The organism is Rhodococcus sp. 06-235-1A, from assembly GCF_002258785.1.
Taxonomy (GTDB): Bacteria; Actinomycetota; Actinomycetes; order Mycobacteriales; family Mycobacteriaceae; genus Rhodococcoides.
In genome coordinates, this window is sequence record NZ_NOYI01000009.1 from 14,920 (window position 1) to 36,059 (window position 21,140).

22 protein-coding genes are annotated in these 21,140 nt (G+C 66.0%); 14 read left to right on the forward strand and 8 right to left on the reverse strand.

All coding sequences use genetic code 11. The features are described 5' to 3' along the window. Positions 1–8: 8 nt before the first annotated feature. On the reverse strand, positions 9–731 hold the full coding sequence (locus tag CH275_RS06815; RefSeq protein WP_256990894.1) for a hypothetical protein: 723 nt from the start codon (positions 729–731) through the stop codon (positions 9–11). A gap of 123 nt (positions 732–854) precedes the next feature. Between CH275_RS06815 and CH275_RS06820 the strand changes: the two genes are divergently transcribed. The 5 genes from CH275_RS06820 (at position 855) to CH275_RS06840 (ending at position 5,579) form a co-directional block, all read left to right on the forward strand. Then, positions 855–1,625: a DUF2470 domain-containing protein gene (locus CH275_RS06820; protein ID WP_094676489.1), complete on the forward strand. Its 771-nt coding sequence runs from the start codon at positions 855–857 to the stop codon at positions 1,623–1,625. A 33-nt stretch (positions 1,626–1,658) separates the two neighbouring features. Continuing rightward, complete coding sequence (locus CH275_RS06825) at positions 1,659–2,468, forward strand: CPBP family intramembrane glutamic endopeptidase (RefSeq protein ID WP_373453685.1); 810 nt, start codon at positions 1,659–1,661, stop codon at positions 2,466–2,468. 457 nt (positions 2,469–2,925) lie between these two features. Next, complete coding sequence (locus CH275_RS06830; protein WP_256990895.1) at positions 2,926–4,284, forward strand: LCP family protein; 1,359 nt, start codon at positions 2,926–2,928, stop codon at positions 4,282–4,284. A gap of 67 nt (positions 4,285–4,351) precedes the next feature. Further along, the gene (locus CH275_RS06835; protein ID WP_094676491.1) at positions 4,352–4,912 is read left to right on the forward strand and encodes a ferritin; all 561 of its coding nucleotides are present in this window, start codon (positions 4,352–4,354) and stop codon (positions 4,910–4,912) included. 112 nt (positions 4,913–5,024) lie between these two features. Beyond that, entirely contained in the window at positions 5,025–5,579 is a 555-nt protein-coding gene (locus CH275_RS06840) for a ferritin (protein WP_037186588.1), read from the forward strand. A gap of 104 nt (positions 5,580–5,683) precedes the next feature. On the opposite strand, the gene CH275_RS06845 is transcribed toward CH275_RS06840, so the two are convergent. The 4 genes from CH275_RS06845 to CH275_RS06860 are packed head-to-tail and all read right to left on the reverse strand — an operon-like array spanning position 5,684 to position 8,776. Beyond that, positions 5,684–6,595, reverse strand: a complete 912-nt coding sequence (locus CH275_RS06845; protein WP_094676493.1) for a DUF5926 family protein — start codon at positions 6,593–6,595, stop codon at positions 5,684–5,686. 10 nt (positions 6,596–6,605) lie between these two features. Continuing rightward, entirely contained in the window at positions 6,606–7,379 is a 774-nt protein-coding gene (locus tag CH275_RS06850) for a glycerophosphodiester phosphodiesterase (protein WP_094676495.1), read from the reverse strand. Beyond that, positions 7,376–8,425: a DUF4328 domain-containing protein gene (locus CH275_RS06855; protein ID WP_094676497.1), complete on the reverse strand. Its 1,050-nt coding sequence runs from the start codon at positions 8,423–8,425 to the stop codon at positions 7,376–7,378. The genes CH275_RS06850 and CH275_RS06855 overlap by 4 nt, the downstream gene beginning before the upstream one ends. Further along, complete coding sequence (locus tag CH275_RS06860) at positions 8,426–8,776, reverse strand: rhodanese-like domain-containing protein (protein ID WP_094676499.1); 351 nt, start codon at positions 8,774–8,776, stop codon at positions 8,426–8,428. It abuts the gene before it with no gap. A 286-nt stretch (positions 8,777–9,062) separates the two neighbouring features. Between CH275_RS06860 and CH275_RS06865 the strand changes: the two genes are divergently transcribed. After that, entirely contained in the window at positions 9,063–9,989 is a 927-nt protein-coding gene (locus CH275_RS06865) for an LLM class F420-dependent oxidoreductase (protein ID WP_179276057.1), read from the forward strand. 95 nt (positions 9,990–10,084) lie between these two features. Here CH275_RS06865 and CH275_RS06870 read toward each other — a convergent pair whose 3' ends face one another. Continuing rightward, on the reverse strand, positions 10,085–11,146 hold the full coding sequence (locus CH275_RS06870; RefSeq protein ID WP_094677239.1) for an acyltransferase family protein: 1,062 nt from the start codon (positions 11,144–11,146) through the stop codon (positions 10,085–10,087). A 338-nt stretch (positions 11,147–11,484) separates the two neighbouring features. Here CH275_RS06870 and CH275_RS06875 point away from each other — a divergent pair, with 338 nt between their 5' ends. Next, positions 11,485–12,108 carry a superoxide dismutase gene (locus CH275_RS06875; protein ID WP_094676503.1) on the forward strand — a complete coding sequence of 208 codons (624 nt, stop codon included), beginning with the start codon at positions 11,485–11,487 and terminating at the stop codon, positions 12,106–12,108. A 79-nt stretch (positions 12,109–12,187) separates the two neighbouring features. Here the strand turns inward: CH275_RS06875 and CH275_RS06880 are convergent, their stop codons facing one another. Both CH275_RS06880 and CH275_RS06885 read right to left on the reverse strand, forming a co-directional pair. Next, on the reverse strand, positions 12,188–13,108 hold the full coding sequence (locus tag CH275_RS06880; RefSeq protein ID WP_094676505.1) for a sucrase ferredoxin: 921 nt from the start codon (positions 13,106–13,108) through the stop codon (positions 12,188–12,190). Position 13,109: 1 nt separating this feature from the next. Then, complete coding sequence (locus CH275_RS06885) at positions 13,110–14,051, reverse strand: ABC transporter substrate-binding protein (RefSeq protein WP_094676507.1); 942 nt, start codon at positions 14,049–14,051, stop codon at positions 13,110–13,112. Positions 14,052–14,207: 156 nt separating this feature from the next. On the opposite strand from CH275_RS06885, the gene CH275_RS06890 reads away from it, so the two are divergent. The 7 genes from CH275_RS06890 to CH275_RS06920 all read left to right on the forward strand — a co-directional run bounded on the left by CH275_RS06890 (position 14,208) and on the right by CH275_RS06920 (position 21,032). After that, positions 14,208–14,735 carry a peptidase gene (locus CH275_RS06890; RefSeq protein WP_094676509.1) on the forward strand — a complete coding sequence of 176 codons (528 nt, stop codon included), beginning with the start codon at positions 14,208–14,210 and terminating at the stop codon, positions 14,733–14,735. Between the two features lie 208 nt (positions 14,736–14,943). Continuing rightward, positions 14,944–15,645 carry a TMEM165/GDT1 family protein gene (locus tag CH275_RS06895; RefSeq protein ID WP_094676511.1) on the forward strand — a complete coding sequence of 234 codons (702 nt, stop codon included), beginning with the start codon at positions 14,944–14,946 and terminating at the stop codon, positions 15,643–15,645. 32 nt (positions 15,646–15,677) lie between these two features. Then, complete coding sequence (locus tag CH275_RS06900) at positions 15,678–16,862, forward strand: hypothetical protein (protein ID WP_094676513.1); 1,185 nt, start codon at positions 15,678–15,680, stop codon at positions 16,860–16,862. Further along, entirely contained in the window at positions 16,859–17,875 is a 1,017-nt protein-coding gene (locus tag CH275_RS06905; protein WP_094676515.1) for a hypothetical protein, read from the forward strand. The genes CH275_RS06900 and CH275_RS06905 overlap by 4 nt, the downstream gene beginning before the upstream one ends. Positions 17,876–17,962: 87 nt before the next feature. Beyond that, positions 17,963–19,258 (forward strand): ABC transporter substrate-binding protein, encoded by a 1,296-nt coding sequence (locus CH275_RS06910; RefSeq protein WP_094676517.1) that lies wholly within the window; start codon positions 17,963–17,965, stop codon positions 19,256–19,258. Then, on the forward strand, positions 19,255–20,196 hold the full coding sequence (locus CH275_RS06915; RefSeq protein WP_094676519.1) for a carbohydrate ABC transporter permease: 942 nt from the start codon (positions 19,255–19,257) through the stop codon (positions 20,194–20,196). Before CH275_RS06910 ends, CH275_RS06915 begins: the two co-directional genes overlap by 4 nt. Further along, entirely contained in the window at positions 20,193–21,032 is an 840-nt protein-coding gene (locus CH275_RS06920) for a carbohydrate ABC transporter permease (RefSeq protein ID WP_094676521.1), read from the forward strand. The genes CH275_RS06915 and CH275_RS06920 overlap by 4 nt, the downstream gene beginning before the upstream one ends. The last annotated feature ends 108 nt before the right edge of the window (positions 21,033–21,140 follow it).

A 21,140-nucleotide genomic window follows, 5' to 3' on the forward strand; every position in this document is an offset into this window, starting at 1 on the left:
CCTGAAGGCTACGTTGCCGCGCCCGACTCGGCGATCAAACCGACCTCGACGAGCCGGGCGCGAGCAGTGACGGCGTCGGCGATCTCGATCCCGAGCAGCACCTCGCGCACCGCCTCGGCGGCCTCGGGAATCAGTGCCCTCAGAGCGGCAACGTTCGGGTGAGCCAGTGCGGCTGCGATGTCGTCCCCACGCAGTGACGCCACCGTCGCCGCGAGGATCGAGAGCACCTCGTCGCCGTCGTCGGCACGGGCGACAAGACCGACATCGGCGTGCGAGACGACAGCGAGCACGTCGGCGATGCGGCGCGGGGTGTCGGCGACGCCGATGCCCGGGGTCCGATGAGCGAAGACGACGGCCTCTGCCGTCTCGGCCACATCGATGGCGTCGAACACCGGGAAGACGACCAGGGGTGAGGGCAGCCGCAGCGCGAGCGCGTCGGCGAGATGTGCGGCGGAGGCATCCACATGGAACCGGACGGCCTCGTAGCCGCACGTGCGACCCGCTCGAAGCTCGTCGGGGTCGATGTCGAGGTGCACCACGACGCGTCCGAGATCGTCCGATTCAGCGGTGCCGAGCAGGCTCGATGCCCGGACGACGGGCGGGCCGTACTCGGCTCCACGCGGGGCTGCGGCCAGTGATGGGGCGTCGGCACACACCGGCTGCAGCAGTCCGTGGACGAGCGCGTTCGGGTCGGGTCGGTGTGGCACACCGAGGGTCAACGGAATCGGCACCTCCTCACGGTAGTCCCGCGATGGTCTTGCGATCCTCGCCACACCGGTATAACTTAGGGACACATTACTTAGGTATGCCTCACCTACTGGACAACACCTGTACCGAACGCATCGGAGGAGCCCATGCTCGGCGCAACCACCACCACCGGACCGTCCACTGCCGAACGCGTACGCAGTGCCTGCATGCGCGCCGATGGTGCCGCCCTGGCCATCGACGGCAGCGACCCTGTGGTCACAACCCTGCACCACCTGCGGCCCAACGGCGAGATGATCCTGGCCGTCCCCACCGACTCTCTCGACGACGCGAATACCTGGCAGTCGTCCCGTGCCGGCATTCCCGCCGTCCTCGAACTCACCGATCACGCACCGCTCGCACTGCGTGAGCCGGTGCGTTCGCTGGTGTGGCTTCGCGGCGACCTGCGTCCGGTCCCGGACTCGCTGATGCGTCCCATGGCGGGAGCCGTAGCCGCCGAGCACCCGCATCCGGCCCTGCTCGACGTCGGTCACACCACGTCGCTGATGCGGCTGATCGTCGGTTCCGCAGTGGTCGCAGACAGTACCGGCGCGGAGCCGGTCGACATCGACACGCTACTGGCGGCCGAACCCGATCCGTTCTGGGAGATGGAGACCAGCTGGCTGGAGCACCTCGATTCCGATCATCCCGACCTACTCGCCCAACTGTCCCGACGCCTCCCGCCGTCCCTGCGGCAGGGTCGAATCCGTCCGTTGGGTATCGATCGCTACGGAATCCGGTTGCGCATCGAGGGCGACTGCGGTGACAACGACGTTCGCCTGGGTTTCGCCGAGCCCGTCGACGACGTCCTCTCGCTCGGTCGCGCTCTGCGAGTACTCGCCGGCTGCCCGTTCCTGAACGGCCTGCGCGCCCGCGGCTGACCGACATTTCACGAAACAGGGCAGACTCGTGCGGTGATCGACTTCAAGAGCTGGTTGACGCCACCGCCGCCGGAGCGCACGGCTCCCCTGCCCGACGCCCGCGAACGTACGACCATCAAGGTCGAGATTGCGATCGTGCTGCTGGTGACGTTCGGCCTCAGCGGCATGAGCAGCGTCCTCTCGCTCGTCGAGGACGCACTGCAGACCGCCGCCCTGTCCGATCAGACCGTGGCACTGAACTCGTCGCGGTCGAGTTTCAGTCTCATCGATCTACTGTTCCAACTGCTGAGCATTCTGCGTCTGTGCGCCTGGGGCGGGCTGGGGTTGTACCTGCTGTGGCGAGCGGATCTGGCTCCCCGCGCGATTGGACTGGCGAGGCCGCGACTGAAGATCGACCTCGGGCACGGCGTCGGCCTTGCCGCACTGATCGGGCTGCCCGGCCTGGCGCTGTATCTAGTGGGCAACGCTCTCGGGTTCAATCTGAACGTCGTTCCCAGCGCCCTCGACGACCACTGGTGGCGCGTCCCGGCGCTGATTCTGTACGCGCTGGCCAATTCCGGCGCCGAGGAGATCATCGTCGTGGCGTACCTGATCTCTCGGCTACGCAGGCTCGGGCTCGGTGAGAACGCGTCACTGCTGTGGTCATCGCTGCTACGCGGGAGCTACCACCTTTATCAGGGCGTGGGCGGAGGCGTAGGAAACTTCCTGATGGGACTCGTCTTCGGCCGCTACTGGCAGCGCACCGGCAGACTCTGGCCGCTGCTGATCGCGCATGCGCTGATCGACATCGTCGCCTTCGTCGGCTACGCCCTCCTCCGCGAACATCTGGCGTGGCTCCCGTGAATCGGCGCTCGAGGAACCTGGTTGTTTCCGTGGCGACGGTTACAGTCGACCCGTGAACGACGACGACGATCGGTACGGACGGCACGGCGCGCCCGACCGGCGCACGCCGCCTCCCGGTCGAACGCCGCCACCGAACCGCACGCCACCGGACCGATCGATGCCCAGCCGCCACGGCCGACCGGATCCAGCGCCCCGACCCGGCCAGGCCGGGGGCCATCCACCACCGCAGCAGCCACCTCGCCGGCAGCCTCCTGCCCAGCAACCGCCCGCTCAGCCGCGGCCCGGCCAACATTCCCCCGGCCAACATTCCCCCGGCAAGCAGCCACCTGCCCAACGGCCCTCCCGACAGCCGTCCGCCCAACCGCCGCCGCCTCCTCGCGGGTATCGCCCCGGTCAGCCGCCACCCGAGCGTGGGCCGCGCCAGTACAACCCCGAGCCTCCCCATCGTCCGGGACCGATGTCACAGCGTCCGGGACCGCCGCCCGAGCGTCCGGCGCGTGGCCTACCCATCCCACCGGGCCACGTCCCGGAAGGCACCGAGTTCATTCGGCGCGACGGTCGGCCAGTCGCCGGACCGCCCCGCCCGGCCGCGGGCCAGCAGGCGTGGTCGCAGGCTCCGGAACCCGGTTCGGCACAGTCTCGTACGCCCCAGTCGAGTACACCCGATGCACCCAATTCGACGCGTCAGTACTCACGACCCACGGACGAGCAGCAGGGTCGAACCGGGTACGCCCCGCGCCAGCAGCCGGAACCGTTCACCGAGGAGCGCAGGCAACCGGCAGCACCTGCGCAACGAGCTCTGCGCCGCCCCGAACCCGCTCGACCACAACGTGATTCGCGTCCCCCCAAGGTTGCGAAGCCGCGTAAGCGCAGACGTTGGGGTCGCCGTTTCCTCCTCGTGCTGCTCGTCCTCCTGCTGGGGATCGGCGGTGCCGTCTACTACGTCGACAGCTCGTTGACGCGGGTCGACGCGCTCGCCTCGTATCCCGGCCGCATCGGAGACACTCCGGGCACCAATTGGCTTCTCGTCGGGTCGGATTCGCGAGCCGGTCTGACTCCCGAACAGGAAGCCGCGTTGGCGACCGGTGGCGAGGTGGGCCCGAGCCGCACCGACACGATCATTCTGATCCACATCCCCGACGGCGGCGGCGCCACCACGATGGTCAGCCTGCCGCGCGATTCGTACGTGTCGATTCCGGGCAACGGTCAGGACAAACTCAACGCGTCGTTCGCGTTCGGCGGTCCGTCGCTGCTGGTGCAGACCGTCGAGGGTGCAACCGGGGTGCACATCGATCACTACGCCGAGATCGGCTTCGGCGGCTTCGCCGGGATCGTCGATGCGGTCGGTGGGGTCAACGTCTGCGTGCAGAATGCGATCGACGATCCGTTGGCGGGCATCAACATTCCTGCCGGCTGCCAGGATCTCACCGGGTCCGAGGCACTCGGGTTCGTGCGGTCCCGCGCGACGGCGTTGGCCGATCTCGACCGGATGAACAATCAGCGCGCATTCATGTCTGCGCTCCTCGAAAAGGCCACCAGTGCATCGACTTTCCTCAACCCACTGAAGCTGTGGCCGCTGGTGTCCGATACCGCGTCGTCACTGAGCGTCGACGAGGGAGATCACATCTGGAATCTCGCCGCGTTGGCCTGGGCCATGCGCGGAGGTCCGGTGACCACGACGGTTCCCGTGGGCGGATTCCAGGACTCCGACGTCGGAAACGTACTGCTGTGGGACGACACTCGCGCTCCGGCATTCTTCGACGCCATCGCGCAGGATCGCGAGATACCTCCGGAACTGCTGACCGGCGGCCCCTGATCGGCAGGCATGAGCGGTAGCCGGGAGAGGAGCCTGCGGAACTACCCTGGGTTGTAGATTGTGGACCATGACATCGCCGTCTGCCCAGCCTGCCGCAACACCCGGTCCGTCGTTCCACGATCTCCTGCGCGCTCAGGTGCGGCACGAGTTCACCGCATCGCAGCAGTACGTCGCGATCGCGGTGTGGTTCGACCGCAACGATCTGCCGCAGCTGGCCACGCGCTTCTACGCCCAGTCCGCCGAAGAACGTCGGCACGCCATGATGATGATCCGCTTCCTTATCGACAATCGACTCGATGTCGACGCGTCGGGCATCGACAACGTGGTGACGGCATTCGAGTCGGTGGTCGAACCGGTGGAATTGGCGCTGGCGCAGGAGACGACGGTGACCGAGCAGATCACCGCGCTGGCGCGCGCTGCCAGGGCCGAAGGCGACTACATCGGTGAGCAGTTCACCCACTGGTTCCTCACCGAGCAGGTCGAGGAGGTGGCGGCGATGCAGAGTCTGCTCAACATCGTCCGGCGGGCCGGATCCAACCTGTTCGACATCGAACAGTACGTCGCTCGCGAAATCGGCTCCTCGGTGATCCGCGCCACCAATGCCCCGAAAGAGGCGGGTCGCGCTTAACGTGCGCCCAGCTCAGAGCGGACATTTAGGATCCACTGTATTAGGCCACGTTCGCCTCAATAAGGTTCGACTTGGATGACAATGCCCTCTGACCAGGCATATCGTCCTCTGCATGAGCGCAGACATCAAGGAAACCAGCCACACCAAGTTCCACGCACTTCTCCGCGACCAGATTCGCAACGAGTTCAACGCTTCGCAGCAGTACATCGCCACCGCCGTCTACTTCGCGAATGTCGATCTGCCGCAGCTGGCCAAGCACTTCTACGCGCAGTCGGTCGAAGAGCGCAACCACGCGATGATGATCGTGCAGTACTTCCTCGATCGCGACATCACTGTCGAGCTGACCGGCGTCGACGCCTCGAAGTCCGTCTTCACCGACCCGCGTGAGGCCATCGCCCTGGCGCTCGCGCAGGAAGAGACCGTCACCGAGCAGATCATCGCTCTGGCGAGCACCGCACGCGAGGAGGGCGACTACCTCGGCGAGCAGTTCATGCAGTGGTTCCTCAAGGAGCAGGTCGAGGAAGTTGCCAGCATGAAGACGCTGCTCAACATCGCCGATCGCGCGGGCCACAACCTGTTCGACCTCGAGCAGTTCGTTGCCCGCGAGATGAACACCAGCGTGGTCGCCGACTCGGGCGCACCCACCGTTGCCGGCGGATCGCTCTGATTCGCACCGCAACATCCCACGAGTAACGCGCGAAGACTCTCGCGCTCATACGGGTGGCCATCCGAACAAGCAGCCCTTGTTCGGATGGTCACCCGGCTCGCGTTCTAGCGCAGGGTGACCTGACGGGCGCGCAGGCCGTCGCGCGAACGCAGCTGCGCCGCGGTCAGGGGACCGTCGACCGCCAGCGCCTCGCCGAGCTTGTCTCCGAATTCCTTTGTGGGCGCAGCCCATTCGGTGGGATGCATCTCGGGATCGAGATCGAACACCGGCACCAGCACTCCATGCGTACGGAACGAACCGGCGTAGCGTGAACCCTCTCCCAAGTGCAGATCGCCCGCAGCGTGCAGGCGTGCGAGAGCGAGCATCACGTCGTCCTCGCTCTCGGGGCGAACCCACCGAATGTGTGCCTTGTCGCCGGCATCCACCCACCATGCCGCGACGACGCCATCGGCCTCGATCCGCGCCGAGGGCATGATCGCCTGGTTCGCTCGTTCCACAGTGGCGGCCACATCGGCTGCGGGAGTTGCACTTTCGGGAATCCACCAGTTGAAATCCTGATGGACGGTGATGTCGAGCAGCGCAGAGGTGTCGAGCACCTCGGTCAGCGCGGGGGTGCTGTCGGTGATTTTCGCGGCTTCGAGGGACTCGCCTGCAGGGGCGGTCGACACCCAGCCGAGTGCGCTACTGATATCCGCTGCAACGTCTTTCGACTGCGTCTGCACCTGGAGGCCGACGAATCCCTCGACGGAGCCCGCGTCTTCGCGCACCAGCGCCGCGACGGCACCGGGCAGCACCGTTGCCAGCGTGATCGTGCGACCGTCCACGGTGATCGGCGCGGTGGCCGTCGCCGACGGAACGAACTCACGCAGCGCTACCAGGTCGCATTCGGCAGCGAGGCCTTCGAACGGGCGAGCCGACGACGATTCGATGCTCGCGCGTTCTGCTTCTCGCTGCGCCAGCTTCGCTGCTCGGTTGCTGTCCTGCTTCGGTCCACTGTTTCTTTTGCTCTTACCCACGCCCGAAAACCTACACGTTCTTCGATTCGAGCCAGGCTCGCGTTCGGCCGGGGTGATTGGTTGCGATCCACCCGACGCCGAGCTCGCGGCACAGGTCCACGTCCTCCTTCTCGTCGACGGTCCACACGTAACTCGCCCGACCCGACGCAGCAGCTCGGTCGATGATGGCCGGGTGCTCGCGCAGCGCTCGGATCGACGGACCGACGGCGGTGGCCCCGACGGTCGTTGCCGCTCCCCCGCCGAGGTAATGCGAGCTGTCGCCCAGTAGGACGGTCGGGAGCATCGGTGCCGAGCGGCGTACGCGCCATACTGCCGACGGTGCGAACGACATGATGACCGCGCGGGAATGGTCCGCCGAGGCGGGCGCGCCGATGCCGAACTTGTGCAGCTCGGCGAGCACGCTGCTCTCGATCAACGAGCCGTAGCGGACCGGATGCTTGGTCTCGATGAAGAGCTTGACCGGCTTGCTGTTCCAGTCCAGTACCAGGGAGATGAGGTCGTGCAGCGTCAGGAGTTCGGCAGGTTCGTCCTCGTCGCCGTAGTTCAGCGCGGCGAGTTCGGCGAAGTCCATCTCGCTGACGATGCCGGTGCCGTTCGAGGTTCGATCGACGCGGCGATCGTGCACGCACACGATGTGGCCGTCCCTGGTGAGCCGGACGTCGCACTCCACCCCGTCCGCCCCCTCGCGCAGAGCGAGGTCGTAGGCCGCGAGGGTGTGTTCCTTCTTGGCCGCCGAGGCACCTCGGTGTGCGACGACGAGTGGCCCCCGGCGATCGGCACTCACGACGCCGTCACCGCCTCGGGTTCCTGCTCTGCGGGCCGGTCCATCGGGGTGCGATCGGAGCCGGTGGTCTCGCTGCCGGTGGCCTTGTTTCCGGTAGCCATGACCCAGCGGGTGGGCCGCGCCACGGTCGATCCGCGCAGTGTGCGGCCCTCGAAGCGGCGCATCACCGTCAGGGTCAGCACGGCAGAACCCGCAGCCACTGCGGCCACGAATGCCGACAGCAGAACTCCGTCCGCCCGAGCTTGCAGGGTGTTCTGCAGATTCCACAGCAGTTGGACGATCACCAGCGCATTGCTCGCGGCCCAGGTACCCCACCAGATACCCATCAGCGACCGTTCACGATGCACGTCGGCCCCGGAATCGCCTCGAAGACGGACCACCTCGGTGAGATACACCCCCGGCATGACGATGCGCACCAGAGGAAGCATCGACAGCAGCAGCATCCATCGCACCGACCGCGGGTCGGTAGTGCCGACCGCGGCGAAGGCGAGCCGGCGTTGCTCGATCAGCCAGCACGCGGAGGCGATCAGGGCAAACAGACCGACGACGAGCCCACCGACCTGGGCGAAGTAGACCAGCGCATCGGATGCGGCCAGCGTGATCGGTGAGACCAGCCGGGTGCGGTTGTACAGCAATATCGCGTAGCGGAACACCTCGGCGAACACGGCGAGCAGCAGCAACATCGCGGTCACGGTGACGAGCAGCGGAGCATGTGCGGCGTACTGCTCGACGCGACCCACGGGGCGATTCGCGGCCGGATCGCGCGGGATGTCACGTAGGCCCCAGGTGGGCGGCGACTCGTAGTGCGGCGTCGGAGTCGGGGCTGCCGTTCGAGTCGCACGAGCGGATGTCGAGCGCGACGTCGCCGGGCGTGCGACCCAACGGAAGTTTCGGCGGCCCTGAGCGGGTGCCCGAGTGGACACCGGCGACAGTAGGACGCCGTGGCAGCGGGGGCACCAGGTACCCGGCCGTGCGCCGACCGCCCAGCGGGTGCCGCAGCGCGCACAGACCTGGAACGCCTGCGCGCGTCCCTGCGGTGCCGACATCTAGATGATTCTCGCTTCGTGGGAGTCGTCGTCGCGCTGGATCGGACGACCCGCGGCCTGCCAGGCGAGCATCCCACCGTCGACGTTGATGGCTTCGTAGCCAACGCGGTTGAGGTACTCGACGACGCGAGCCGAGCGACCACCGGCTTTGCAGACGACGTAGACCTCGGATTGGTTGTCGATCTCGCCTGCGCGGGACGGAATGTCGCCCATCGGGATGTGCACGGCCTCGGGTGCGTGCCCTGCCTGCCACTCGTCGTCCTCGCGTACGTCGAGAAGCAGTGCCGTCTCGGGAAACGGCACCGGGAGTCGGTCGACGGTGACGGCGGGCGACTGCTCGGGGTGAGACACACCTCGATCTTGTCACGGTGTCGCGCGGGGCTGCCACCCGTGTCCCGACGACCGACGCGACACGCTGCTATGCCCTACGTCACTCTCGCCACAGAAGTTATCCACAATATCCACAGGTTGATGCACAGAATCGGGGCCCGTGCCGGTTTCTATCCACAGGTCAGGGCATCGAGTTCGTCTCGCGGTGTATCGAGTACCAACCCAGGCTGTGGATCGATGGTGATTTGACACAGCCGCCGTCTGCGGTCGGTCGAATCCGCTGTTTACGCTGACGAACATGACTTCCATCGAGCTACGCGTCTTCACCGAACCGCAACAGGGCGCCACGTACGACGATCTACTCCATGTGGCGAAAGCTGCCGAGGAATTCGGCTACGGCGCATTCTTCCGATCCGATCACTACCTGGCGATGAGCGGCGATGGCGGCCCCGGCCCCACCGACGCGTGGATCACCCTCGCGGGCATCGCTCGCGAGACCTCGACCATTCGGCTGGGCACACTGGTCACCTCGGCCACCTTCCGCTACCCGGGACCGCTCGCCATCAGCGTCGCGCAGGTCGACGCCATGAGCGGTGGTCGCGTGGACCTCGGCCTCGGTGCCGGCTGGTTCGAGGACGAGCACAAGGCGTACGGCATCCCGTTCCCGCCGCTCGGCGAGCGCTTCGACCGACTCGAAGAGCAACTGGCCGTCATCACCGGACTCTGGGACACACCGGTCGGCGACACCTTCTCGTACGCCGGTACGCACTACCCCGTCACCGACTCCCCCGCGCTCCCCAAGCCGGTGCAGACCCCACACCCGCCCATCGTCATCGGCGGCGGCGGTAAGAAGCGCACCCCGGCGCTCGCTGCGAAATACGCCGACGAGTTCAACATCCCCTTCGCCTCGCTGGCCGATACCGAGACCCAGTTCGGTCGCGTCCGCGCTGCCTGCACTGCCGCCGACCGCGATCCCGACTCCCTCGTCTACTCCAATGCCCTCGTCCTGTGCTGCGGCCGCACGGAAGAAGACATCGCTCGACGCGCCGCCGCGATCGGCCGCGAGGTGGCCGAACTACGCGAGAACGGTGCCGCGGGCAGCCCAGCCGAACTGGTCGACAAAATCGGTAGCTTCGGAGCCGTCGGAGCCACCCGCGTCTACCTGCAGACCATGGATCTCACCGATCTCGATCACCTCGAACTCGTCGCGTCCGAGGTTCTCCCGCAGCTCTGATCCCACCGAACCCCGCCCGCCCGAGTCCACTCAACGTGACATCGACCCCCGAAAAGGCCACTGAACGTCACATTGAGTACCCAGGGGGCCTCGGGTCAGGCGGCGGATCGGGCGCGCAGGCGTGAGTACGTCGCGCTGATGTGTCGTGCTGCGGGCAGTTCGATCCAGCGGTACATGATTTCGGCGAGAAACGCGGTACCCGCCAGGAAGGCGAGGACGGCGGCGCTGGGGCCCAGGTGCGGTTCGACGGTGGCGTAGATGCGGTAGAGCACCAGGGTGTGGATGAGGTAGATCGCGTAGCTGCGTGTTCCGATCCATCGGATGACGGGCCAGCGGGTGATGGGTCCGTCGTATCGGGCGAGGATCAGGACGGTTCCGGTGATGACCAGCAGGGTCCAGAGGTAGGTGTCGCCCATCCAGAAGGTGTGTACCTCGATGGCGAGTCGGATCACTTCGATCTGGGCGATGACGCCCACGACGACCCAGCGCCAGGTGACCAGTTTGGCCCATCCGAGGTAGATGATCTGGCCGAGGAACAGCGTCGGCAGTACGCCGGCGACTTTCGTCAGGAATGGAATCGTGTAGGGCTGCGGCAGGTAGAGGTTGTAGACGATGACCAGTGCGCACAGTGCTGCGCCGATCAGCGGTACAGCGATCGGCCTGCTGCGCAGTGCCCCGCGCATCGAAATGCAATAGAGGTAGAACACGATCTGTACGACGAGCGTCCAGGTGACTCCCAGGACGGCGACTTCGGGGCGGAGGAAGAATCCGCCGAGGAAGAAGCTGAGCAGCGCTTCGCCGTTCGATATTCCGGGTTGACCGCTGAACATCCCGTTGAGGCCGAGCTTGACGAGAATGACGGCCATCGCGACGGCGAACCAGAGTGCAGGGACGAGGCGGGCCAGACGCGCGACCATGAAGTCCCGACGTGAGTTCCGCATGGCCGATCGGGTGATCAGCAGGCCGGTGAGCAGCATGAACATACTGACGCCGACGAAGGACAGGTGGAGGTTCAGTCCCGCGTCCTCGATGAGTACTGCGTTGACCAGGTCGATCATCCACCAGCCGCCGCCGATGTCGTCGATCAGATAGAAAGAAATGTGTGAGTACAAGACCGCGAAAACGGCAATGACGCGGAGGAGGTCGGCACCGTCCATCTGGACTCGGGGCGCGGCGACCGGCTGTTCGGTGACGGACTCGTCGACCGTGTTCTGGCCCGGCCGGTCCCCACTCACACCCGCGAGTTTAGGTTCCGTTCATCTTTCGGACCAATCCGGAGCCGCTCCGCAACTGTTTCGTGATATTCGGAGCAGATTCTCAGCCTGACAATTCGACTGCGACGTTCACACGAATTTATTCCGAGAAAAGCATCTCGGTTACAACTGTTGCACTGGGGGTAGGAATGAGATTGGGTTGAACCCTACGAAAGATCCGCAGTAGGACGAACGTGCCCGCATCACACGATGGGTACGGCGTCGTTAGAGAAGGGAACCACGTGTCCGAGTACACCTTGCCCGACCTTGATTTCGATTACTCCGCCCTCGAGCCGCACATCTCGGGCGAGATCAACGAGCTTCATCATTCCAAGCACCACGCCACCTACGTCGCAGGCGCGAACACCGCACTCGAGAAGCTCGCCGCAGCGCGCGACAACGACGACCACGCAGCCATCTTCCTGCACGAGAAGAACCTCGCGTTCCACCTCGGTGGCCACGTCAACCACTCCATCTGGTGGAAGAACCTCTCGCCCAACGGTGGCGACAAGCCCGAGGGCGAGCTCGGTGCCGCGATCGACGATCAGTTCGGTTCGTTCGACAAGTTCCGCGCACAGTTCACCGCTGCCGCCAACGGTCTGCAGGGCTCCGGCTGGGCCGTTCTGGGCTACGACTCGCTGGGCAAGAAGCTGCTCACGTTCCAGCTCTACGATCAGCAGGCCAACGTACCGCTCGGCATCATTCCGCTGCTCCAGGTCGACATGTGGGAGCACGCCTTCTACCTGCAGTACAAGAACGTCAAGGCCGATTACGTGAAGGCGTTCTGGAACGTCGTGAACTGGGCCGACGTCCAGGCTCGTTTCGAGGCCGCTACCTCCAAGACCCCCGGTCTGATCTTCCCGTAACCGGAAGAGATTGCCGGACGTCGCGCAATCGCAGACAGGGCCACCGCAACGGATGCGGTGGCCCTGTCTCGTTTCGAAGTCATGCCCCGTCGGCTGCAGGTATCGACCGGATCGAGGTGCGGCCGTGGTCGGGCGTCGCGAACGCCTCGGAGCGGCAGGTCGTTCTGCGCGGGGGCTCGGGATTCGGAGTCACCTGCACCCGCAACGATCCCGATGCCGTCGCCACGACGACGTCGGCCACCCGACCGGACCACGTGACGTCGGTCGGGCGTACGTCGTGGATTCCGGTGAGGCCGTACTCGGTGCGCACGGAGTGTTCGGCTATCTGAGCTGCCGTGTCGTCGGTGCATCGGCCCCGGTAGTGCTGCAGCGTCAGCTGTCCTCGGTCGTGGCGATCCACCACGGCCCCAGCATTCGCCGGCGTGAGGTTGCCGTAGTAGCTGCCCTCCGGCAGTGCCACCATTCCGGCTGCGAACCGGTCGCCACCGAGGTGCGTCGATGCCCACACCCGTCCGTCGGGCCGACTCAGAGCGGTCGCCACGGGACGACCGAACACCGCGCAGCAGGGATCCTTCTTCCCGTGCGTGCACACCAGGTACAGCGGCTGGTCGACGCTAGTCCCGGTGCCGGGTGGAGTGCTCTCGGCGGCGGCTTCGAGCGGTAGTCGAAGCACCTCCTCGAGAGTGTCGATCGTGTATCGCTCCAGCCATGGACCGCGCCGACCCGAATGAACCAGAAACACCTGGCGCGTATCGGTGGACTCGCGCCTGCTGCGAGCGTCACGCACGAGCTGAGGGCGCACCCCTGCGGCCTTGCAACGACGCGCCAGTTCGACGCCGATTCGGCCCAGCGGACCGTCCGATCCCCACGGTTCTGTGCCCCACGGCCCTCGGTGCTCGATCAGCAGCCAGCCGTCGGCCCTGGCAGCCGTGCCGCGGAGAGACTCGTCGCTCTCGCGGGCCACGGCGGCGCACCCGCCCCACCGTTCGGATGCAGGCATGTCAGCCACCGATTCCGGCCGCCGTCTCCACCAGGGCCTGCGCAGTCAGTACGTTGCCGAACAGGTAGTCCTTCGACGGCAGTTCGGTCACTCGGGCGCCGAGTCCGGTGAAGAGCGGGTTCTGTCGTAGCTGTGCCGCGGCATCCTCCGTCCCGGCGTCGGTCAGCAGAAGGATGTCGTCGGCCGCCAGTACATCGATCAATTCCGGACTGACGTCGACGGTCTGCACGGCGTCCGAACCGCGATCCTGCTGCGCGGGGGCGCGGTAGCCCAGGTCCGCCAGAACCGAGTACGGAAACGATCCGTCCTGGGTCATGTATCGCAACGAGTCGGCTCGCACGCGCGCGACGGTCAACGTGCTGTCGTCGCGAGGTGCGCGCGCCGCGGATTCGTCGACCGCTCGGCGATAATCCGCCAACAAGCCGTCAGCGCTCTCCCGCCGGTCGAAGATGTCCCCCACCTGCTCCAGAGTGTTCTGCCACGAGGCCGGGGTGTACTCCACGACGACGGTCGGGGCGATCGAGCGGACCTGTTCGTACAGCGCTCGGTTGTCCTCCCCCGTGGTGCGCATGACGATCAGGTCCGGTTCGACGGCCGTCAGGGCCTCGACGTCGATGTCGGCGTCGGCAGATCCGATGTCGGTCGGTTCGGTGGCGAGCCTGGATCGGACGACGGGCGCGTAGTCACCCGTCAACGGTGGCTTCACCGCCGCGATGGGCTGCACGTCCAGGGCCACGACGGCTTCCAGTGTGCGGTCTCCGTCGAGCACGGCAACGCGCTGCGGATCCACCGGAATGTTCGTGTCGCCGAATGCGTGCTGCACGGTTCTGACATCGCCACTGCTCTCGTCGGTGCTCGACGCGTCCCGACTGCACCCGGCGACCGCGACGACGCACAGCAGTGCTGCGACACCGACTCGCCGGCCGATTCTCTCGATTTTCACCGTGGGAGCCTATCGGGCGGCGGCCCCCGGCAGGTGCGCTACGTTTCGCTGGCACTCTCCCCATCTTGTGTGCCAGCCGCTTTCGGGTCATTCTCTTCTTTACCCAACGTCGTGTACCCGGCTAGCGCCCTGTACCTGTCTGGGAGGAATGACGAGATGAACGAGCGAGATCTCATCGGTGTTTCACCGTTTCATGCCGCCGGTTTGCTCCGCGGATTCGTGATTTCCGGCCGTTGGCCGGACACCACCAAGGAATGGGCTCAGTTTCTGGCCCTTGCCGTGCGAGTTGCCTCGATGCCGGGCCTGTTGGCGACGTCGACCGTGTTCGGGGTCCGCGAGGAGTTGCCCGACGACCCGGAGCCGGGAACGGTGGGATTGGTCGTCGCCGAGGGGCCGGTGATCGGTGATTTCGCCTTGGCCCCCGGACGTTTCTCGGCCCATCAGCCGGCCGCACTGCTTATGTTGCATCCGCCGTCGGAGACGACGCCGACGCTGCCCGAGTGCGCGGGTGCGGCGTCGGGCTGCGTCCTGCTGCCCGGCCTTCCACACCTCGGTCTCGACCATCGGGCGGCCTGGGTGGAGGCGGAGTCCGACGGAACCGTGACCTCCATGGTCAGCAGAGTGGGGCTCGATCCCATCAGCGATCCCGACACCGCAGTTTTGGCCATGCTCCTCGCCTCCTGACCGCTCCCCGCACACGAATTTTCGGGAACCCAAACTTATTGGCGCATTGGACATTTCGCGAACATCCTCTTAAAGTCGTCTGCAGCGAAGGGGAGTAGCCCCCAATCAACGTGTCGACATACTGGTTGCTCGAGAGCAACCCGGCACCTGAACCGGCCAGTTCCGGTGGGCGAGACCTTCGGTCCGTTCGACGACCGAGGAGTCTGCTGTGCTGTCCGCATTACTGTTGAGTTTCGCTGTCATTTTCGTCGCCGAGCTGGGTGACAAATCCCAGCTCATGGCCATGACATTCGCCCTGCGCTACAAGTGGTACGTCGTCATCGGCGGCATCACCGTTGCCACCACCGTCGTGCACCTGGTCTCGGTCGCGGTCGGCCACTTCCTCGGCGTGTCCATCCCCACCGAGCTGATCTCCATCGTCGGCGGCATCGCGTTCGTCATCTTCGGACTCTGGACGCTGCGTGGCGACTCCCTGTCCGACGACGAGGGCGCGAAAGCCTCCCGCGTCACCAAGTCTGCCTTCCTGGCGATCGCCTCGGCGTTCTTCCTCGCCGAACTGGGCGACAAGACGATGCTGGCCACCGTCACTCTCGCTGCCGACAACGACTGGGTCGGCGTGTGGATCGGCTCGACGGTCGGCATGGTCGCGGCCGACGCGCTCGCCATCGTGGTCGGCGCGGTGCTCGGAAAGCACCTGCCGGAACGCATCATTCAGTACGGCGCGGCAATACTGTTCTTCGTCTTCGGTGCGGTCCTCTTCTTCGAGGGTCTGATGCCGGGCACCGCCGCCCCGTACATCGCGGCCGGGGTGGTCGTCGTGCTCTCGGCCGTCGTCGTTGCGTTCGTTCGACACTCTCGCACGAGGGCAGCGCAGAAAGCCGAACGGCAGACTGCCACCGAAGACGTCTGACCTTCGCTTACACTCCTCCTCCGGAGGGGTGAATGGACAACCAGAAGCAGGTCGCCGGTACCGATGCCGCGCATCGATCGACCGACCGATTGATCAGAATTTTCGGCCGGTTCGTCGGTACCGGCTATCTCATCTACCTCCTGTTGTTGATCCCGGACATCGTGCGCAGCAGCGCAGTGGTGCCCGGCTGGTGGACTCCTGTCACCGTGATACTCGTGTTCGGCAGCGGTTTCGCGTTCGGGGCCTTGACCTTTCATCCGAGTATCACGGTCATCAGGATCGCCGGTTCCGTCGCGGCGTCGACGTTCCCGGTCATGGCTCTGTTGTGGTGGGCGGCCTGGGACGGCGTGACATTCGATCAGGCCGGGACATTTCTCGCGGTGTTCCCCGGTCTCGCTGCACTCGCGGCGGCGACGGTGTGGGGTCCCGTCCCGGCATTCGCCCACATGACCGTCAGCGTCGTCATCGTGCAGCTCATCAATCAGGCTGTGCGAGAACCGTTCCCCCGCAGCAATGTGATCGCGGAGATCTTCTTCGCGATGATGTTCTGCACGGTGTTCGTGGCGGCGACACTCGCCGCGATGCGCACCGGACGCATACTCGATGCCACCATCTCCTCGGCGCACGACGATGCCGCCCGGGCAGCAGCGGCCACGGCCAGGGAAGTCGAACGGGAACGGTTCGACGCGTTGATCCACGACGAGGTCATGTCGTCCCTGCTCGCCGTCGCGCGTCACGGTCGTACCCCCAGCCTGGCTCGCCAGGCCAGCTCGGCTCTCACCCATCTGGACGACCTGACCACCGGCACCGTCTCCGAAACGTTCTCCGCGGACGAGGCACTCGCTCAGCTTCGTTCTGCCGCAACGACGGTCGACGAGTCGATCGAGTTCGTCGTCCGAGAAGAAGGTCGGGAACGATCGGACGACTACCCAGCAGACGTCGTCCGCGCTGTCGCTGCCGCACTCGCAGAAGCATTGCGCAACAGTCGGATTCACGCCCAGGCGTCGACCCACTCGGTCACCGTACGGCTGGCCCCGTCGACCCTGCAGGTCGTCGTGCAGGACGACGGCATCGGCTTCGATCGACGCTCGGTACCGCCGCACCGGCTCGGCGTCGCCGTCAGCATCGAAGGCCGGATGCGTCAGCTCGACGGCGGATCGGCCGACATCCGATCCTCCGCCGCCGGCACCACCGTGCAGTTGGGTTGGAAGCGATGAACGGTCAGGACATCCGCGACCTGCTGTCGATGAAGTCGACGGCCGCGTACGCCGTCGCCGTGTTCTTCGTACTCGCGTGCGCGGTCTGTGCGACAGCGACTCTGGACGGCGTGTCCTCGGTGTGGCCGCCGTACGCGGCGGTGCTCGTGTTCGCCGGAGCCGTCGCCCTGTTGCTCGGCGCTCCGGGCGATCCGCTGAGCACACGGTCGACGGTCCTGCTGACCGCATCGGGTCCGGTGGCGGGGGCGTTCGTCTTCGCGGTGCTGCCGGTGCCACTGACGGGAAGTCTGCAGACCTGGCCACTGGGGATGTCGGTGGTGATCTACACCTTCATGTGCGTCCGCGGCCGCACACCGGCTGCGTGGGTCGGACTGACGCTGAGCATGTCCGTTGCCATCGGGTGGGCTGTGCTGACGGATCAAGGGGTGCTGTACGGGCTGTCGTTCAGCGCCATCAACGTCGCGCCGCTGTTGATGTCGACGTTCTTCGCCTTCACCATTCGGCCGTTGGCCGCAGCCATCTTCGAGCTACGCGAGCAGTCGACGGTGCGCATCGCGTCTCGGGCTGCAGCGGCCGCCGTCCTCGAGGAACGAGACGCCCGCCTGGCCAGCCTCGATGCGTTGGCCCGTCCACTGTTGCAGCGCATCGCCGACGGTCCCGACCTCACCGAGGAGGAGATCCTCCCGTGCGTGTTGCTCGAAGCCGAGCTTCGCGACTCCCTGCGCGCCCGCGGTCTGGTGCGACCCGACCTCGCTCGCGCTGCGCGATCGGCCCGGGCCCGCGGGGTCGAGGTGATGATGCTCGACGACCGAGCCCCGGCCGAGCTGAACGACGATGTGCGTGAGCGCATCGTGGCCGCCGCATCGAGCACACTCGACGGGGCCGACGGTGGCTCGGTGACGGTCCGGCTGCTACCTCCCGGCCGTCCCGTCGCGGCAACCATTCTGCTCGACGACTTCGGCGACGGCGCGCAGCGAGTCGAGTACGACGACACCGGACACCACCGAGGCTGACGGCCGGGTTTGGGCGCAGACCGTCGTGGTTACCCTGCGGCGGACCAGTTGGTCTGCGCAGCCGCAGCCGGTGAACGGAGCCCCGCAATGCCTCTCGATCGTCGATCCTTCCTCATCGGATCCGGTGCCGCCGCAGTACCGTTGCTGCTGGCGGGGTGCGGCTTCGTCAAGTCCAACCAGTCGCAACAGGCCGAGGGCACGCTGACGTTCACCACATGGGGAACCGACGCCGAGTTGGCCGGCTTCCGAGCCTCGATCAGCGCATTCGAGGCGGCCAATCCCGGGTCGACGATCACCCTCAACGCAGTGCCGTACGAGCAGATGTTCACCAACATCGACGCCCAGCTCCAGGCGGGCAATCCGCCCGACATTTTCCGTGTTCCGTACTACACGTTCGGCGCGTATGCCGGCCGAGGCCAACTGCTGGATCTGTCGCCGCTGTTGGCGTCGGACACGCGTGATCAGTTCACGCCGACGGCGTGGGCCGCGGTGCAGAACGGCGGAATTCCCTATGGCCTGCCGCACCATACCGATACGTCGGCAATTCTCGTCAACCGAAACCTGTTGTCGCAGGCTGGTATCGACTCGGTCCCGACAACCCTGGACGAAGCCTGGACGTGGGACGAGTTGGCGTCGATCGGCGATCGACTACGTTCCTCGCTGCCGGCCGACAAGTATCCGTGGGCCTACAACTGGCAGGGCAACGGTGTCACCCGTTGGCTGAGTCTGCTGTTCCAGGCCGGCGGATCCTTCCTGGCCGAGGACCAGAAGACGCCGTTGATCGACTCCGACGAGGCTCGTCGGGCCGTCGAATTCTCGTCGTCCTTCTTCTCGAAGGGCTACGTGCCGGCCAACAACACCATCGCGTCGTCGAGTTACGCCAGCGAGGCCTGGTTCTCGCAGTCGGTGGCCATGGTGTGGTCGGGTGCGTTCCAATTGCCCGACGCCGATGCCACGGCCAGTTTCGATTGGACGGCCACCTACGCGCCGCGAGATCGCCGGGGCGGCGGCGACTTCGGCGGCAATGCACTCGTGGCGACGTCGCAGACCGCACAGCCGGAGCTGGCGGCGTCGTTCCTCGAGTTCGTCACCCAGCAGGAGCAGATGCGCAACTTCTGCAGAGCCGCGTCGCTGCTGCCGACGCGCACCGACCTGCTCAACTCCGACCTCGAGTTCGATATCCGCTCGGAGCTGGCCCCGATCTTCGCGGCGCAGGCGACCACGGTGCAGCCGCAGGATGCAGCTCAGGTGGCGTCACCGTCGATGTCGGCGATCATTCCGGTTCTGAAGGAGCAGCTCGATCTCGCCTTCGCGGGTTCGCAGGATGCCGCCGCCACCGTCTCCGCCTTGCAGACCGGCATCGCCGGGGTCACCGGCGCATGACGGCCACACCGATCACCCAGGCCGAGCAGAAAATCAAGGCCGAGCAGAAACCCAAGACCAAGCGCGCCGGCGCGAGGAAAGAAGCATTCGCGGCCGCCGGGTTTCTGGCTCCCAGCTATGCCCTCTTGGCCGTGTTCGTGCTCGTTCCCCTCGTCGCCGCGTTCGTCGTCAGCCTGCAGCAGACGGACGGATTCGGGGCCGGCGAGTTCGTCGGCGCGGCCAATTACGCACGGCTGGTGGAGGATCCGCTGTTCTGGCGGGCACTGATCAATACGCTGGTGTTCACAGCGCTGGTTACTCCGCTGTCGATGCTGTTCGGTCTGATCGCTGCGGTACTGCTCAATTCCGCGTTACCTGCCCGGCCGCTGTGGCGCTCACTCGTGATCCTGCCGATGGCCGTCTCGGGCGTTGCGACCGGACTGATCGGCGTTCTGGTGTTCGACCAGAACTCCGGTGTGCTCAACAATCTGATCGGTTTCCTCGGTCTGCCCGCCATCGACTGGCAGTCCTCTCCCGGGCCCGCGTTCGCATCGATCGTCATCGCCACCGTGTGGTGGCGTACCGGGCTGAACATGCTGATCTACCTGGCCGGCCTTCAAGGTCTGGGTCCCGATCTGTACGAGGCTGCCCGATTGGACGGCGCGAACGCATTTCAACGCTTCCGCAACGTGACGGTGCCGCTGCTGGGTCCGACGTCGTTCTTCCTACTGGTACTCAACGTCATCTACTCGTTCCAGGTGTTCGATCTGGTCTTCGTCCTCACCGGCGGCGGACCGGGCGGGGCAACATCGGTGCTGGTCACCTACGCCTACGAGACGGGCTTCGTCACCCGCGACCAGGGTTACGCCGCGTCGATCGGCATGGTGCTGTTCCTGTTCGCCCTCACGTTCGCCGCCGCGCAGTGGCGCGCGAGCCGAACGAAGGACCTGGTCGAATGAGCGGGCCGAGGAACGCGTCCGCTCGCCGGGCACTGGTGCTGCGCACCGTGATCATCGCCGTCATCGGGTTGATCACCATAGCGCCGCTGTATTGGATGCTCGCCGTGGCGTTCTCGACTCGAGGGGAGTTGCTGGGCGGCGGCGAGTTGCGGCTGTGGCCACGGCAGGTGACGTGGGAGAACGTCACCCGCGTCTTCGATTCGTTCCCGGTCGCGACGTGGCTGGGCAACTCGATCGCCATCGCCGTCGTCGTCACGATCATCACCGTGGTCACGAGCTTGCTGGCCGGATATGCTTTCGCGCACTTGAGGTTCCGGTTTTCGACGCCACTGTTCTTCATCGCGCTGGCAACGTTGGTGCTGCCCGTGCAGGTGATCATGGTGGCGCTGTTCCGCATCGTCGTCGGCCTCGGCCTGTACGGCACGTACTGGGCGGTGATCCTGCCGAGTTCGGCGTCGGCATTCGGGCTGTTCCTCGCACGCCAGTTCATGCTCGGCATTCCGCGTGAACTGCTCGAGGCGGCGCGACTCGACGGTGCCGGACACTGGCAGATCTTCCGGCGCGTCGTGCTACCCCTGTCGGGACCGCTGATCGCCGTCCTCGCCTTCATGAGCCTGCTGCAATCGTGGAACGACTTCGCGTGGCCCTTGATTGCACTGCGGGAGAACGAGCTGTTCACGCTGCCCATCGGACTGCTGTACCTGCAGGGCCAGGCGAACAGCGACTACGGTGCCACGATGGCGTTCGCGCTGATCAACGTCGTGCCGATGGCACTGCTGTTCCTGTTCTTCCAGAAGTACTTCATCGCCGGATTCGCGCGCAGCGGGATCAAGTAGGCCCCCTTCAGGGCGCCTGAGGGTGGGTGAGGTGTCCCGCCGGTTATGGTGCAAGCGACTACGAGGCCGCTGCCTGTGCCGCGGCCCGCCACCGTGAACGAAGGGGAT

What these genes read in the sequence shown, in the direction of transcription:
- CH275_RS06820 (WP_094676489.1), top strand. Translation starts at nt 855, where the DNA reads ATGCTCGGCGCAACCACCACCACCGGACCGTCCACTGCCGAACGCGTA.
- CH275_RS06900 (WP_094676513.1), top strand. Translation starts at nt 15,678, where the DNA reads ATGGACAACCAGAAGCAGGTCGCCGGTACCGATGCCGCGCATCGATCG.
- CH275_RS06905 (WP_094676515.1), top strand. Translation starts at nt 16,859, where the DNA reads ATGAACGGTCAGGACATCCGCGACCTGCTGTCGATGAAGTCGACGGCC.
- CH275_RS06910 (WP_094676517.1), top strand. Translation starts at nt 17,963, where the DNA reads ATGCCTCTCGATCGTCGATCCTTCCTCATCGGATCCGGTGCCGCCGCA.
- CH275_RS06840 (WP_037186588.1), top strand. Translation starts at nt 5,025, where the DNA reads ATGAGCGCAGACATCAAGGAAACCAGCCACACCAAGTTCCACGCACTT.
- CH275_RS06870 (WP_094677239.1), bottom strand. Translation starts at nt 11,146, where the DNA reads ATGGACGGTGCCGACCTCCTCCGCGTCATTGCCGTTTTCGCGGTCTTG.
- CH275_RS06920 (WP_094676521.1), top strand. Translation starts at nt 20,193, where the DNA reads ATGAGCGGGCCGAGGAACGCGTCCGCTCGCCGGGCACTGGTGCTGCGC.
- CH275_RS06830 (WP_256990895.1), top strand. Translation starts at nt 2,926, where the DNA reads ATGTCACAGCGTCCGGGACCGCCGCCCGAGCGTCCGGCGCGTGGCCTA.
- CH275_RS06855 (WP_094676497.1), bottom strand. Translation starts at nt 8,425, where the DNA reads ATGTCGGCACCGCAGGGACGCGCGCAGGCGTTCCAGGTCTGTGCGCGC.
- CH275_RS06890 (WP_094676509.1), top strand. Translation starts at nt 14,208, where the DNA reads ATGAACGAGCGAGATCTCATCGGTGTTTCACCGTTTCATGCCGCCGGT.
- CH275_RS06835 (WP_094676491.1), top strand. Translation starts at nt 4,352, where the DNA reads ATGACATCGCCGTCTGCCCAGCCTGCCGCAACACCCGGTCCGTCGTTC.
- CH275_RS06915 (WP_094676519.1), top strand. Translation starts at nt 19,255, where the DNA reads ATGACGGCCACACCGATCACCCAGGCCGAGCAGAAAATCAAGGCCGAG.
- CH275_RS06880 (WP_094676505.1), bottom strand. Translation starts at nt 13,108, where the DNA reads ATGCCTGCATCCGAACGGTGGGGCGGGTGCGCCGCCGTGGCCCGCGAG.